Annotated in this window: 13 protein-coding genes; 6 read left to right on the forward strand and 7 right to left on the reverse strand. The window is 52.6% G+C overall.

The genetic code is table 11. The features are described from left to right. Positions 1 to 3: 3 nt before the first annotated feature. The 5 genes from hemL to DWB84_RS07705 are packed head-to-tail and all read right to left on the reverse strand — an operon-like array spanning position 4 to position 5,095. Positions 4 to 1,275 (reverse strand): glutamate-1-semialdehyde 2,1-aminomutase, encoded by a 1,272-nt coding sequence (hemL, locus tag DWB84_RS07685; protein ID WP_187409192.1) that lies wholly within the window; start codon positions 1,273 to 1,275, stop codon positions 4 to 6. A 3-nt stretch (positions 1,276 to 1,278) separates the two neighbouring features. Beyond that, positions 1,279 to 1,956, reverse strand: coding sequence for a thiamine phosphate synthase (thiE, locus tag DWB84_RS07690; protein ID WP_187409193.1), 678 nt, complete (start codon positions 1,954 to 1,956; stop codon positions 1,279 to 1,281). Positions 1,957 to 1,976: 20 nt separating this feature from the next. Next, positions 1,977 to 2,819 carry a bifunctional hydroxymethylpyrimidine kinase/phosphomethylpyrimidine kinase gene (locus DWB84_RS07695; protein ID WP_187409194.1) on the reverse strand — a complete coding sequence of 281 codons (843 nt, stop codon included), beginning with the start codon at positions 2,817 to 2,819 and terminating at the stop codon, positions 1,977 to 1,979. 23 nt (positions 2,820 to 2,842) lie between these two features. After that, positions 2,843 to 3,274 (reverse strand): CopD family protein, encoded by a 432-nt coding sequence (locus tag DWB84_RS07700; RefSeq protein WP_187409195.1) that lies wholly within the window; start codon positions 3,272 to 3,274, stop codon positions 2,843 to 2,845. A gap of 36 nt (positions 3,275 to 3,310) precedes the next feature. Continuing rightward, on the reverse strand, positions 3,311 to 5,095 hold the full coding sequence (locus DWB84_RS07705) for a chloride channel protein (RefSeq protein WP_187409196.1): 1,785 nt from the start codon (positions 5,093 to 5,095) through the stop codon (positions 3,311 to 3,313). 148 nt (positions 5,096 to 5,243) lie between these two features. Here DWB84_RS07705 and argC point away from each other — a divergent pair, with 148 nt between their 5' ends. From argC to erpA, 4 genes are read left to right on the forward strand one after another with little or no spacing between them, the layout of a single operon-like run. Continuing rightward, entirely contained in the window at positions 5,244 to 6,281 is a 1,038-nt protein-coding gene (gene argC, locus DWB84_RS07710) for an N-acetyl-gamma-glutamyl-phosphate reductase (protein ID WP_187409197.1), read from the forward strand. 47 nt (positions 6,282 to 6,328) lie between these two features. Next, positions 6,329 to 7,069, forward strand: coding sequence for a DUF6776 family protein (locus tag DWB84_RS07715; protein WP_187409198.1), 741 nt, complete (start codon positions 6,329 to 6,331; stop codon positions 7,067 to 7,069). Between the two features lie 53 nt (positions 7,070 to 7,122). Then, positions 7,123 to 7,488 (forward strand): polymer-forming cytoskeletal protein, encoded by a 366-nt coding sequence (locus DWB84_RS07720; protein ID WP_187409199.1) that lies wholly within the window; start codon positions 7,123 to 7,125, stop codon positions 7,486 to 7,488. Between the two features lie 53 nt (positions 7,489 to 7,541). Beyond that, a complete protein-coding gene (erpA, locus tag DWB84_RS07725) occupies positions 7,542 to 7,895 on the forward strand; it encodes an iron-sulfur cluster insertion protein ErpA (protein WP_187409200.1) in 354 nt (117 codons plus the stop codon). 14 nt (positions 7,896 to 7,909) lie between these two features. Here erpA and DWB84_RS07730 read toward each other — a convergent pair whose 3' ends face one another. Continuing rightward, positions 7,910 to 9,043 carry an anhydro-N-acetylmuramic acid kinase gene (locus tag DWB84_RS07730; protein WP_370589688.1) on the reverse strand — a complete coding sequence of 378 codons (1,134 nt, stop codon included), beginning with the start codon at positions 9,041 to 9,043 and terminating at the stop codon, positions 7,910 to 7,912. Positions 9,044 to 9,046: 3 nt separating this feature from the next. Continuing rightward, entirely contained in the window at positions 9,047 to 10,342 is a 1,296-nt protein-coding gene (locus tag DWB84_RS07735) for a peptidoglycan DD-metalloendopeptidase family protein (RefSeq protein ID WP_370589689.1), read from the reverse strand. Positions 10,343 to 10,610: 268 nt separating this feature from the next. Here DWB84_RS07735 and tyrS point away from each other — a divergent pair, with 268 nt between their 5' ends. Further along, positions 10,611 to 11,924, forward strand: a complete 1,314-nt coding sequence (gene tyrS / locus DWB84_RS07740; protein WP_187409203.1) for a tyrosine--tRNA ligase — start codon at positions 10,611 to 10,613, stop codon at positions 11,922 to 11,924. A 295-nt stretch (positions 11,925 to 12,219) separates the two neighbouring features. Beyond that, positions 12,220 to 15,495, forward strand: coding sequence for a TonB-dependent receptor (locus DWB84_RS07745; RefSeq protein WP_187409204.1), 3,276 nt, complete (start codon positions 12,220 to 12,222; stop codon positions 15,493 to 15,495). Positions 15,496 to 15,509: the final 14 nt, after the last annotated feature.

Raw genomic sequence — 15,509 nt, forward strand, 5'->3', positions numbered from 1 at the left:
AGATTAGAGGGTTTTAAACACCGAGCGGGCGGCGGCGAGGGTAAAGTCGATATCGTCGTCCGTATGCGCTGCCGACATAAACGCGGCTTCGTAAGATGCTGGAGCCAGGTTGACACCGGCCTGCAGCATGCCGTGGAAGAAGCGGTTGAAGCGCGCCGTATCACAGGCCATTACTTGGCGGAAATTGCTGACGGAATCCGCATCGGTAAAAAATCCTCCCCACATAGTGCCCACGTGGTTGGTGGTAAACGGAATACCCGTCTCTTTGGCGATTGCCAACAAGCCGTTCACCAATTTGGTGGTTTTGTCGAACAGCGGTTCGTAAAAACCCGGAGCCTGGATTTTTTTCACCGTCGCCAAGCCCGCCGCCATAGCCACCGGATTCCCGGACAGAGTTCCCGCTTGATACACAGGGCCGAGCGGGGCGATTTTGCTCATTACATCTTTGCGCCCGCCGAACGCGCCTACGGGCATACCGCCGCCAATCACTTTCCCCAGAGTCGTCAGGTCAGGAGTGATCTTGTAATAGCCTTGCGCACCGGCAATGCCGAGGCGGAATCCGGTCATCACCTCATCGAAAATCAACAGTGCGCCGCTCTGGTCGCACACTTCGCGCAGGGTTTCCAGGAAGCCGGGGGCTGGCGGAATGCAGTTCATATTGCCCGCAACTGGCTCCACTATTACACAAGCGATCTGGTCGCCCAAAGCGCGGAAGGTCTCGCGTACCTGCTCGGAGTCGTTGTAGTTCAGAGTGAGAGTATGTTCTGCGAGGCTGGCAGGCACGCCAGGAGAGCTGGGAACGCCGAGGGTCAAAGCGCCGGAACCAGCTTTAACCAGCAACGAGTCGGAGTGACCGTGATAGCAGCCTTCGAACTTGATGATCTTGTCGCGACCGGTAAAACCGCGTGCAAGGCGAATGGCACTCATGGTGGCTTCGGTGCCGGAGCTGACAAATCGCACGAGTTCAATGCTGGGAATCAGACGCACGATTTCGCGGGCTAATTCAGTTTCGATTTCGGTCGGCGCGCCGAAGCTGAGGCCGGAACGGGCTTTAGCTATCACCGCTTCCAGGACATCGTCATCCGCATGGCCGAGAATCATCGGCCCCCAGGACAGCACGTAATCCACATAGCGCTTGCCATCGCTGTCGTACAAGTAAGCGCCTTTGGCGCGCTCGATAAAAATCGGTTCTCCGCCCACCGCCTTAAACGCGCGAACGGGTGAATTGACCCCGCCAGGAATGACGGCTTGGGCTTCTGCAAAAAGTTTGTTCATAGGTTATTGAGTGTCGTTGGATGAATTAAATGCGGATTGCCGAAAAGTGTTTAGCAGTTGTTCCGCCGCCGCGCGCACGTCAGGAGCGCCGAACAGGCTGTGACATACCGCCAGGGTAGTGGCGCCCGCTTGAACCAAAGGCGCCATATTATCCTGGCGAATGCCGCCGATGGCGATGATGGGCAGCTCGATTTCCGCAGCCGCTTGACGCAGTACCTCTATATCCGCCGCGCCAGCGAGTGGTTTGGTATTGGAGGAGAAGAACCGGCCAAAGGCAACATAGCGGGCACCTTCCGCCTGGGCGAGGCGCGCCAGCTCCAGGCTGGAATGGCAGGTGACGCCAATAATGGCTTCTGCGCCCAGGCGAGCACGTGCTTCTATGACCGAACCATCTGCTTGACCCAGATGCACGCCGTGAGCGCCGCTCTCCAGCGCTATATCCCAACGGTCGTTGATGATGCAGCGGGCGTCGTACGCATTACAGAGCATTACCAATTCTCTGGCTGACTCCAGCAGCGTTTGACTGTCAGCTGTTTTATCGCGCAGTTGAATTGTCTTAATGCCCGCTGACAGAGCCTGTTCAACGGCTTTGAACAATTGTTCTCCGGGCAACAAAAAAGGATCCGTGATCCCGTAAATAGGTCCGAGGTCGTGATCGGACCGCAATAGATTCGACTGCATGTTACTTCTTACATCAAAAATTAATGAGTAGCGTTCGCCGGCGGGGCGGCGGAGCAGGGCGAGGTTTCGAGATTTTTATCCGCCCAATACAGCCGGTGCAGAATTGGATTGCCAAACCCCAGCTGGCGCGCTGCGGTTAATGCCTGCCAAGTAAAAGTCTGCGCTTTTTCCACTGCAGCCTGAACGGGGCAATCGTGCGCTCTTAAAGACGCAATCGCTGCTGACAGAGTGCTGGTAGCCCCGTGGCAAGTCGGCGGGCTGTGCTCCCATTCGTATCGTTTGATCAGGCCGGTGTTGTCATACAACGCGGTAGTCGCGCGATTTTCTTTGAGCAATGCCTGGGTTAACAACAACTGACGGCAGCCTTTGCTGGTCAGCGCTTGCGCGGTGGCGTCGATGGTATCGCTCTCTTTGACGAGGACATGCGCTTCGTTGAGCGAGATTACCGCCACCTCGGCAAGCGGCAATAAAAGTGCGGCGAGCGCCGCCGGCAGATCGGCCTGTTCTACGGAATCGCGATCCCACAGGCAAAAGGCGGGCTGCACAATCAATGGGAGATGCGGGTAATCCTGCAGGATGGAGTGGATGGCCTCGACTATGGCGACTGATCCGGCAAAGCCCACTTTTACGGCTTTGACTGGCAAATCTTCCAGAACAGAGCGGGCCTGTTCGATCACTAGGGTGGTGTCGACTGCCACGGCTTCCGTATCTTCGGGGGTGGCGGTGGCGCACAGGGCAGTGGCAATGGGAGCACAATGGCAACCCATGCTGGCGGTGGTTTCTATATCAGCCTGGAGCCCGCCGCCTCCGGATGGATCAAGAGCGGAAAAACACAACACAACGGGAGGGTTAGGATTATTCATGTCATGCTCTCCTCGATCAGTTGCTAAGTCGGCAGCTTCATCACCACCAAAAACACAATGGCAATCAGGAAGAAAACCGGAATCTCATTAAAAACACGGAAGAACTTATGGCTCGGTACAGGCAGATCGCGAGCGAATTTTTTAACGTAGGCACCACACATATGATGATAGCCAATCAGGCCTATCACCAAGCCGATCTTGATCCAGAACCAAGTGCTCGACCCGTAATAGGACCAATAAAAATGGGCACTCCAGGCGCCGAAGAGCACGGTGGCCAGCATCGCAGGTGTGCCGATGCCGCGATATAGCTTGCGCTCCATAATTTTGAACCGCTCCCGTCCCTCTTTATCCTCCGCCATCGCGTGATAGACAAACAGGCGAGGGAGGTAAAACAACATCGCGAACCAACACACGACTGCGACTATGTGAAGTGACTTGGCGATGAGTGGAAGCATATTCGACCCTGATGCAGAAGATTGTTATGAAGACGACTAAATTCGGTAAAAGTTTTTAATTGCATCTTCCGTGACTATTCCCCGGATAGATGCGCTTAACGGGTTATGAAAATGTGCCACGTAAAGTGCCTCGCCGCGCGAGGTGCGAATCGCTTCGAGCGCATCCCACAGGCTGGCGGTTTCGTGGATCGGCGAGAGTAGCAGACGGCGAGCGGGAATGGCCAGTAAATCAATTGGTTGAGTAAGGCTCAGTACTTCAACCGGAGCATCGTTTAAATAAGTGGCGAGATCGGCTGCGCGCATGGCGATCTTATCGCTGTGCTGATCATCTCCCGCATCCAGAATGATCCATTCAGGAAGCCCCGCCAGCGCGTTTTTCGCTTGATCGTAGTCCAGCTGGCGTTGCAGATAGACCAGCCGGTTATCCAGCACATTGGCGATCCCGGTCTTTTTCAGCACGTTCAGAGTCGGATTGAAATCCAGGCTGCGACCGGTGGAGCGCAGCTGCTCGGTAAATACGCCCTGGAATCCAAATACATAACGGGTTGTAATGCAGGAGACCACGATCACCAGCATCGACGGGAAAATCAGATGAGGGTTGTAGCTCAGTTCCAGCACCGCCACGAGCGCTGCCATAGGGGCGTTGAGCGCTGCGGCCATCATGCCCACCATGCCGATAGCGACATAAAAACCGGGACCTGCGGTAGGGGTGGGATAAATCGCCCCGGCGATCAGACCCAAAGCGCCGCCGATACAGGCGCCTATCACCAGAGTTGGGCCTATGATGCCGCCGGGCACACCGAGGCCGATGACAGCCGCGCTGGCCACCAGCTTGGTCAGCCCCACAAGCAACAACAGTTTGAGCGTTAGTTCGCCCGCCAAAGCCGAGTTAATAGTGTCGTACCCCAGCCCCATGATTTCTGGTACCCGCCAGGTCAATACGCCGGTCAAAACGGTGGCAAGTGACAGGCGAAGCGCTATAGGCCAGTGCTGAAAGCGCACCAAATAGACGTGAATTGCAATAAAGGCGGCCGCAGCACAGGCGATAACCAAACCGGACAGCAGCATAAAAGGCAGTTCCAGCAAAGTTTGCATACGGCTCTCCTGATCCATTTCCACCAAAGGTGCTGTGCCTAAGGCGAGCTGACAGATGGCAGCTCCGCTGAAAGAAGCAAGCAGCACTGGCACAAAGCCGACCGCGGTGTACTCCATCAAAATGATCTCCATAGCGAAGATCACTCCGGCGAGAGGCGTATTAAAGGAAGCGGAGATGGCTGCGGCCACACCACAGCCAATCAAGGTATAGCGGCTGTTATTAGGCAGCCTCAGCCAGCGCGCCCAGCGACTGGCGACGCCCGCGCCCAAATGAACCGCCGGACCCTCCCGGCCAACCGACTGGCCGCCGACAACACTGATTACGCCGCCGAGAAATTGCACCAGCCAGTTAGTGGTGGGCAGATGTCCCTGAAAATTGTAGAGCCGGTCCAATACATGGCCGACACTGACCTGGCGGTGGCGCCGATCGACTAGAGTTAATAACAGTAGTAGGGCAATGGCGCCAGCGCTGAGAAACAGCCAACGTTGCTCGACGGACAGAGCTTCAAAACTTTCCGGTCCGGCGGGGAGGAGAAATCTAAGGGGAATTTCGATGCTCAGGCGAAAAAGGACGATGACTCCGCCGGTTGCCACACCCACCAATAAGCCGAGCAAGGCCAGTTGTGGCAGGGCGTCGACGTAGGAAAGTGAATAGCGAAATTGGTGAAAGGCGCGTTTGAGGCGTTGGTAGGGAGAGAATCGAGGGGAATTTGACGTTTCTGTCATAAATACCGAACGCGCCTGTTGGCTAACTTCAGTTTTGTAGGAAACGCCATTACCATACGTCCCCTTGATTCGCCATTCTACACGCAGGTGGCTTGATTCGCCTGGGCAAAACTCGCCCATGCATTAACAACGAAAGACGAGGTGACGAGTGATTCGGGTTGGTATCGTAGGGGGCACTGGCTACACAGGTGCGGAATTATTGCGATTGCTGGCGCGGCATCCAGACGCTCGTGTACAGGTAATCACCTCGCGCGGTGAAGATGGCAAAAAGGCCGGCGATCTATTCCCCAACTTGCGCGGCTACTGCGACCTTTCTTTTACCGCGCCGGATCCCGCTCAGTTGTTGGAGTGCGATGTCATCTTTTTCGCCACCCCACACGGTGTGGCGCAATCCATGGTGCCGGAGTTGCTGAAAGGCGGCGCTCGCGTCATCGACCTCTCTGCGGATTTCCGTATTCGCGACACTGCTTTGTGGGAAAAATGGTACAACCAGCCCCACCAAGCACCGGATCTGGTCGAGCAAGCGGTTTACGGTTTGCCAGAAGTGAATCGCGAGAAAATCCGCGACGCGCAATTGGTGGCTTGCCCCGGCTGTTATCCCACCTCTGTTCAGCTCGGTTTCCTGCCGCTGCTCGAACATAACCTGGTCGATCCCACCCGCTTGATTGCGAACTCTGCCTCCGGCGTCAGCGGTGCTGGCCGTCAGGCGAAAGTCGACATGTTGTTCGCCGAAATTACTGACAGTTTTAAAGCTTACGGGGTAAAAGGCCATCGCCATTTGCCGGAGATCGAGCAAGGCTTGCGCGACATTCAGCAAGGCCGCGGTGAACCCGCCCGTTTGACCTTTGTGCCTCATCTATTGCCGATCGGTCGCGGCATTCATTCAACTTTGTACGCAACTTTGCTGCGAGACGACGTTGATCTGCAAAAACTCTATGAAGATCGCTACCGAGACGAGCCCTTCGTGGACGTTCTTCCTGCGGGAGCCTTGCCGGAAACCCGTTCCGTGCGCGGCACCAACTTGTGCCGTATCGCCGTTGTAAGACCGCAAAACCGCGACACTGTAGTCGTGCTAGTCGCCGAGGACAACCTCACCAAAGGCGCATCCGGACAGGCGATTCAGTGCATGAACATTATGTTTGGTTTCGCTGAAACGGCTGGTTTGGATATCCCCGCGTTCTTATGATGAGGCGAGGGGACCTGTAATGGATTGGCATTGTCAGTGGAAATCTCATGACTGTTGTTAAAGGAAGCAAAGAGTATCAATGGGCTGTGGTAAAGGTCCGCCCTTATGCCCGATTGTGGCAGGCGGTCATTCTTGCAACTCTGGTGCTGGTTGCGGTTATCGGGGCTTATTTCATAGGCCAGCACGGTGTGCAAAATGGCTATAGCCGTGCGCAACGCGATCTCGCTGCTGTACGCGCGCAGCTCGAAGAAGTGCGCAAAACGGAGCAGCAGTTAAGACAACAACAGGAAAACGCCAAACTCGGCGCCGAAGTTGATCGCAAGTCTTTAGAGGATGTACGCCAGGAAGTTATCGAATTAAAGGCTACGGTAGCGGCCTTGGAAGAGGAAAATCAGTTTTATCGCAATTTGATGGCTCCGGAAGGGGATAAGCGCGGGCTGCGATTTGGTCCAGTTGAAATTGCGCAGACGGACCGCACAAGAACCTACCGCTACAAAGTGATTGTTCAACATGTGGCGACGCAACAGGATGTCATAACGGGAACACTCAGCTTTAATGTAGTAGGTCGCCAGGACGGTGTAGTGAAAGTGTTACCACTCAAAGAGCTTTCCTCCAGCGTCGACACTACTAACATCAAGTTACGCTTCAAATACTTTCAAAATATCGAAGGTGAGCTGGTGTTGCCGGAAGGCTTTGAGCCGGAGCGTGTCGAACTTGAAGCGCGCACTGCGGGCAGCAATTCCACCGTTATTGAAAAACGCTTCGCCTGGCTGGCGCAAAATGCCTAAATGGGCAATCGACCTGAAGGGCAATCTGATTTTGATCTAGGAGTCATTTTTTTATGGGGTCTAACCACCATACCCTGATATCCAAGGGCACTCGTATCGTCGGTGAAGTGCATTTCAGCGGCGAACTCAATGTGCAAGGCCAAGTGGTCGGCAATATCATCGCCGATGGCAATTCAGAGCTTGAAATCGCCCAGTCAGGCCAGATTGAAGGACAAATCCATGTTCCTAAGGTTATAGTGAGAGGTCTCGTGCAGGGGGATATCCGCTGCTCCAAGCACTTGGAGCTTGGTGCCACTGCCGTAGTAAATGGCAATGTGTTTTACACTTTGATCGAAATGGTCAAAGGTTCACAGGTTAATGGCAGCTTGGTCTATGTAAGCGAGACTGAGCCGAAGAAAAAGGCCAGCGCCGCGACCTAATGCGGTATCTGTTCATAAGCAGCACTGAAAGAGCTGTGGTTTAACGAGGCGATATGTCAGTAGCGCAGTTTTATACACCAACCCCGATTCAGATCAGCCCCAACGCGGTCGCCAAGGTGCGTTCGTTGTTGGAGGAAGAGGGCAACCCGGATCTGAAATTGCGGGTGTACGTTACCGGTGGCGGTTGTTCCGGCTTTCAGTACGGTTTTTCGTTTGACGAAGAGTTGGCGGAAGACGATACAACTATCGAGAAAGACGGCATCACCGTCGTCATAGATCCTATGAGCTACCCCTATCTGGTTGGCTCGAAACTCGATTATCAAGAAGGGCTGCAGGGTTCCAAATTTACCGTAGAGAACCCCAATGCCAGCAGCACCTGCGGCTGCGGTTCGTCCTTCTCCATCTGAGGCCTGGCCGCGGCTTAAACGCCGCGCAGCCCGCGCCAGTTTTTCCCCGGATAAATTCCCCCCAAGATCACATCCTCAGCTGCGCCGGTCACGCTTGCCAGATTACCTGGAGCACCTTGTAAGGTGCGCATAGCCAGCCATGCAAATGCCGCAGCTTCAACGTCATCAGGCGAAATTCCCAGAGCAGCTGTGGTATCCAGCGCGAAGCTGGGAAGAAGTTGCTGCAACCGGCTCAACAGAGCCTTATTCCGCGCGCCGCCGCCGCAAACAAAAATTTCACCTTTTGTGGTTTCTTTTCTGATGTGCTCTGCAATGGAAATGGCGGTCAGCTCCAGGAGCGTGGCTTGGATATCTTCCGGTTTATTGGAGGGATGGCTATGAAGTATCTGATCCAACCAATTCGGATGAAATTCTTCTCTTCCGGTGCTTTTCGGCGAGGGGAGCGTGAAATAGGGATGGGCGAGTAGCTTAGTGAGAAGTCGATGATCAACCTTGCCGGATGCCGCCCAGGCGCCTTGATCATCAAAAGGACGACCGAGATTTCTTTGTATCCAGGCATCCATCAGCCCATTGCCGGGACCTGTGTCATATCCCCGGACCGCTCCGCACTGCTCGGGCAGCAAAGTGATATTAGCTATGCCCCCGATATTCAAAATAACTCGATAGCGTTCCGCGGCTGAGAAAACCGCTTTGTGAAACGCCGGGACTAAAGGCGCACCCTGTCCACCAACTGCCATATCGCGCCGGCGAAAGTCGGCTACTGTCGTTATGCCAGTGACTTCAGCGATCACATTCGGATCAGCGATTTGCAGGGTAAAGGCTCGACCTGTTTCAGGGCGGGGGCGGTGACGGATTGTCTGGCCGTGGCTGCCAATTGCAGTTATTCCATCAGCAGATATTTGCGCATTCTGCAGCAGTTGCTGAACCGCAGTGGCAAAACATTCCGCGATCTCACGATCCAGAGACCCGAAGCGATCGATTTCGTTTTGTCCGGGGTGATACAGGTCGGTAATGCGCGAGCGCAACGAATCGGGTAGGGGCAATTTATGGGACAGAACCGATCGGCAATGTCGGTCAGTAATATCCACCAGCACCGCATCTACGGCGTCGGCGCTGGTTCCTGACATAAGCCCTATATAAAAAGGCACGGATTAAAGCTTTTTAGAGTCGCTGTCTAAGCTGGCGACGTTAGTGACCTGATTGAGCTGGACGATCAGAGGCTGCGTTTGCGCATAAAAACGCTCTAGCTCATTACTGGGGACAGACACAGATTTGGGCAACTGCTGCACAATCGTGCGCGGGTCCCGATGGACGCCGTTCAGCAGGAATTCGTAGTGCAAGTGCGGTGCGGTCGAGTAGCCGGTAGATCCGACAACACCAATCACTTGCCCCTGGCGAACTCGCTCACCCGCTTTTACGTTGCGTTTATGCAGGTGCAGATATTTGGTCTGGATATCGGCGCCGTGTTGGATAACCACGTAATTGCCATTGGCTTCTGTGTAGCCGGAGGTAATGACTTTGCCATCACCAGAAGCCCATACCGGCGTGCCGCGATCTGCAGCGTAATCGGTGCCGCGATGGGGGCGAACCGTTTTGGTGATGGGATGCAGGCGGCGAGGATTGAAGTTGGAACTGATGCGGCGAAAATCCACCGGCGCACGCAAAAAGGCTTTGCGCATGGCTTTGCCAGTTGGAGAGTAATATTGCACTTCACCTTCGCGGTTCACGTAGCGCACCGCTTGGTAAGCGGTGCCTTGGTTGACGAATTCCGCTGCCAAAATAGCGCCTGTGCCCAAACGCTCACCCTCAAAAAATTTCTCTTCGTACAGAATTCTGAAGCTATCGCCCTTGCGTATATCCAGGGCAAAGTCGATATCCCAACCGAAAATCCCCGCAAAAGACATGATGAGATCTTCGTTCAAACCAGCATCCAATCCCGCTTTATAAAGAGAAGATTGAATAATTCCAGTGCGCACAGCGACTTTGATTTCGGGTTTTTTCTCGATTTTGGTGTATTCGTAACCGCCGGTTTGTTGCGCGGTAAAGACTTCGCTGTTGAGCGCGTCAAAATGGCGTGTCAGGGAAATGAGTTTTTTATCTTCACCGAAGGTAAAAACCAGCCGATGCCCAGGATAAAGCTTGGCTAAACGCTTGCCTTCGCTGCGCGAATTAACCAACTCATACATATCTTTATCAGAGAGGCCGGCGCGCTGGAATAAAGTGGACAGGCTATCTCCGCTTTTGACAACCAACTCCTCTTGGCGAGTTTTCGGCGCATCAGTTTCCAATTCCGCCCATGATAAAGGCGCTTCGAGCGGTTCGGAAAAGGATTCGGAGGAGAAGGATTGTTCGAGATCAGGAAGAGCGAGGGAATACCTTTGCGAAGTGTTTTTATCCGCAGGCATGGTCGTCATAGCGACCAGGGCCGACACCAAGGCGCCGGCCACAACCAGATGCATTTTGGGAAAAAACGAGAGGGCACCCGTTTCACTTGGGACTGGTTTAGGGGTGACTTCGATAGGTTCCATCGGACATAAGGAATAAATAAAGATAATTAAACTTATTGTTTATAACAGAAAAATGGCGGTTTATCATCCCGCGACCAAAGATTGGCGAAAATAAATTCCCCAACGCAGCTTGTGTTTACGGATCGTTTCGGTATCTTTGCCGGTTTTTTCATTCAGTCGCATTACTACCTAAGTCGGGGCGAAATTTATGTCAGTGGATACCCAATTGCTTCACGACCTGCAGGCCAGAGGGCTTATCGCCCAAATGACCGGCGATCAGCAACTCTTCGAGCATTTGAATTCACCCCGCACCCTGTATTGTGGTTTCGATCCGACAGCCGATAGTCTGCATATCGGCAGTTTAGTTCCGTTGCTTATGTTGCGACGTTTCCAATTGGCCGGTCATAAACCCATTGCTTTGGTTGGCGGAGCAACCGGTCTGATTGGTGACCCCAGCTTTAAAGCGCAAGAGCGCAAACTCAACACGCCCGATATAGTCGCCGGTTGGGTTGAAAAGCTGAAGGCCCAGGTATCCCAATTTGTCGAGTTTGGTGATCAGGAGAATTCCGCTCAGGTGGTTAACAACCTGGATTGGGTTGGTCAGATCAATGTTTTGGATTTTTTGCGCGATATCGGCAAGCACTTTTCCGTTAACAACATGATCAACAAGGAATCGGTAAAGCAGCGCCTGGAGCGGGAAGGTGCGGGTATTTCCTTTACTGAATTCACCTACATGCTGCTGCAGTCATACGACTTCGCTGAACTCTATCACCACCACGGCTGTACGCTGCAGATCGGCGGTTCCGACCAATGGGGCAATATTACCGGCGGCACCGATTTGACTCGCCGCTTGTACGGAGGGCAGGTTTTTGGCTTGACCATGCCGCTGGTCACCAAAGCCGATGGCACCAAGTTCGGCAAAACCGAATCGGGCACTATTTGGCTCGATGCGTCTAAAACGTCTCCTTATGCGTTTTACCAGTTTTGGCTCAATACGGCGGACGCCGATGTTTATAAGTTTCTGCGTTACTTCACTTTCCTCAGTGTTGAGCAGATCGCACAAATCGAAGCGGACGATAAAGCGTCTGGTACCAAGCCCGGAGCGCAGCGAATCCTGGCAGAGGAGGTGACCAAACTGGTACACGGGGAGGCTGGCTTAACTGCAGCAAAACGCATCACCGAAGCTTTGTTCTCCGGAAATCTGGAGTCTCTATCCGAGAGCGATCTGGAGCAGCTCAAGCAGGACGGTGTTCCTTACACCAAACTGTCTCGAGCGGATTTTGCCGAGCGCACCCTGACACAAATATTGGTGGATGCAGGTATGGCCTCGTCCGGCAAACAAATAAAAGACGCTCTGGCGCGCGGTGCGGTGCAGATTAATCAGGTGGTAATCGCGCAAGAGGAAAATACCAATCCGGAAGGATGTTTTGCTGTTGAGCGTGCTCGATATTCCCGTTTTTATCTGACCAAGATGGGTAAAAAGACCTACCATCTCTTCGAAATCAATCAAACGAACGATTGATACTTTCAATGACAAAAAACAGCAATTGATGTCATGGTTGACTCGTTTTTAGACTATTGGGTTGTTTTTTGATCTTTTAATAACTTTTAATTCTCAAACAAGGATATTTTGATCGGTTGGAAATGAGATAGGGCAGCCAGCGGATGGCAGCTTCATAGCAATTACCCGCAAGTACCTCACATATCGGTTGTAGTGCGTTTGACCGTATCTAGGCTTTAACCTATCCTAGCCCGCCTTAAAAACCATAAACCACAAAACCAATAACTAAATACGTCCACTCGTTCTGGGGATTCCTATGACTACCTTCGAGTATCAAAACACTCGGGCGAAACACGCCTTTAAAAAATCCACTCTCGCTGTATGTGTCGCTGCTCTGATGGCAGGACAGGCTTATGGTCAATCCGCCGAAGAGCCCGTGGCTCTGGAAGAAGTTGTGATTTACGGAGTGAAACGCAGCTTGGAAAGTGCTCAGGATCTTAAGCGAGATTCTTCAATCGTTCAGGACGTTGTTACTGCAAGTGATATAGGCGCGCTGCCGGATAAATCCGTTGTTGAGGCGCTGCAGCGGGTCCCTGGTGTTGCGATTGAACGTTTCGAGGCGTCCAATGACCCCGACCACTTTTCGGTTGAAGGTGGAAACGTAACTGTTCGTGGTCTGAACCGCGTGCGCGGTGAAATCAACGGTCGTGATGGTTTCTCTGCGTCAGGTGATGGCGGTCTGAACTACTCCGACATTCCGCCCGAAATGGTTGGTGCAGTTATCGTTAAAAAGTCTCAGTCTGCCAGCAATATCGAAGGCGGTATTTCCGGCACGATTAATATCCAAACCCGCAAACCTTTCGACTCAGAAGGGTTGATTTTGGGTGGATCGGTTAAGGCGAGTTATGCGGACCTGATCGATGAGGTCAAACCCAGCGCATCCGCTATCGTCGGCAATGTTTGGGACACTAATGCAGGTAAATTCGGTGCATTATTGAGCGTTGCCTATTCCGACTTCAGCTCTCGCGGTGACGGCGTGGGTGTGTTCAACTACAAGCCGGTAACCAACGCGGGTTCAAATCCGGATGGCGCCAAGTTGTTTGCTCCTCTTGGCGGTTCTGCTCGCCAACAAGAGAATAACCGCGAGCGTTTGGGTATTGCCGGGTCTTTGCAATGGGCCAACCCCGCGGATACCGTACAGGCAACCTTGGAGTTTATTCGCTCTGATTCAACTTTGACTTGGACCGAGCACTTCCTGGAATTCCCTGCTGAGCCTTTCTCGAACGATGCTGGTTCTGCCAACCTGAATATTGTTGATGGGACCTACAACTGCTTGCCCGGCAACCAGCCCTGCTTGTTCACATCTGGAAAAATTTTGGGCGGTAATGGCTCAGACGGCGAATCCGATCGTGCTTTCCGCGGTAACCCGTTCTATGTCGCGGGCGTGCGTACTCGTGAGGACGAGCGCGTTGTGGACGACCTCAGCTTCAATTTGAAGTACACACCAAACGACAACCTGACGTTGACCGGTGATTTTCAATACGCTCGCGCGACAAACAAAATCGCGGATTTCACCGTTCACGGTCGTATGAATTCGACCGACGCTTATTTGGATTTGCGTAACCCAGAGAAGCCGGTTTTTGAAATTCTGGATAATGACAACGGCGCCTCAGTTACTGAAGCGCAAAGCTACTTTATGCGTTCGGCGATGGATCACGTTTCTGATAGCGAAGGTGATGAGACCGCAATCAAGCTGGATGCACAGTACAAGTTCGACCAGGGGTTGATCACTGGTATCGAAGCGGGTGTACGCTTCTCCAATCGCACCATCGACTTTAAAGAATCCCTTTATAACTGGGGCTCCTTGGCCGAAACATGGATGGGAACTGCGCCGATCAAATTTAACGAATATGCAGAGGCAGGGCTGATTGAAGAATTTACCTTCAAAGACCACTTGAATGGTTCTGCCCTGAATACCAACAACACCTTCTACTTCCCGTCAAAAGCGCTGTTAAGCGATACCGAAGGCTTTTATAACAAGGCCGTCGAAAACGGCATCCTGAACCCTGAAGGTACTTGGAAGCCTTTGCATCGTCGATCTACGGCGATGGAAGGTTCTTCTTTCCGTCCCGCTGAGCTTTCCACTGTTGAAGAAGATCGTTCATCTATCTATCTGCAGTTGAACTTCGGCAGCGAAGATACGGCAATTCGTTTCTCCGGTGACATTGGTATCCGTTATGTCAACTGGCAGTTGGCTGCTACAGGTGCGAACGTATTTGGTGCAGCTGATGAAATCTTCAGCGGTGAAACCAATGACTTTATCAATGGATTTGCCTGGACCGACTATTGGATCGATAGAACCGAGGACTGGCAGGCTCCGGTCAGCCCAACCTTAGAGTTCTACACCAACCGTTATTTTGACGCTTATGTCCAGGAAGCCACCAACGCTGGTGCGGCTGATCCAGAAGCTGTAGCCCGTGAGCGTATTGAACAGCAAGTGGAACAGGTGAAGTTGAACAAACAAGCTGTTTTGGCCGAAATCACTGGATATCTTGATCAACTGGATGGCCCTGTTTACACAGTTAAAGGCGATACCTTCAAGCGAGCATTGCCCAGCTTTAACGTAAAATTGGAGCTGACGGAAGACTTTATCGTTCGTTTTGCGGCGTCTGAATCGATCTTCCTGCCCACATTGAACAATGTGCGCAATACCCGCCTCATTACTCCAAATATTGAAGTCAATCGCTTTAAAGATTTGGAGACTGGTGAAGAATTGTCGCGAATCGAGTCAGTGGAGTTGAAAGGTTGGGTCGCAAATGGTGGTGGTAACCCGCTCCTGCAGCCTGAGCTGTCAACCAACTATGACCTGACCTTGGAATGGTACTTCGATGATCTGGGTTCATTCACGACCTCGCTCTTCCACAAGCGAATTCGTGATTACTTCAGACAATCCAGTGTTATCGAAGAGCTGACCAATACCGCAGGTCAAACTGAGAGCGTAGTTGTGACCAGTACGCAAAACGCGGGCACAGCCAAAGTTAAGGGTGTTGAATTTGCCTATACCGGAACTTTTGGTTTTATCACTGAGGCTTTGGATGACTTCGGTATTCAAGCCAGCTATACCTACATTGATGGTTCTTCCAATGACTACGGTTCCGTACTTTACGGCGGCGACCCGAATAACAAGTACGCTCAGCAGTACACCTTCAACAATATTCGCGATCTGCCGTTAGAAGGTTTGTCGCAGGACAACTACAATGTGGTGTTGTTCTTTGATAATGGAACCATCGAGACGCGTTTTGCTTATAACTGGCGTTCGTCTTACCTGTTGAACTCTCGCGACGTGATTGCTTATGCACCGGTATACGGTGAAGCAACCGGTCAGTTGGATGCATCCTTCTCTTATAGGATCAACGACAACGTTAAGATCGGTTTTGAGGCGAACAACCTGTTGAATGAGGTGACGAGAACCTCCATTCAAAACGAGATCAATCCAGGAAGTGAATCGGGTGTTCAGGAGACTTTAAGATCTCCGCGATCTTACTTTGTTAATGACCGTCGATTCGCACTGTCACTTCACGTGAATTTCTAAGTCTTTTCACGTGA

It is taken from the genome of Saccharophagus sp. K07 (genome assembly GCF_014336955.1).
Classification (GTDB): domain Bacteria; phylum Pseudomonadota; class Gammaproteobacteria; order Pseudomonadales; family Cellvibrionaceae; genus UBA5868.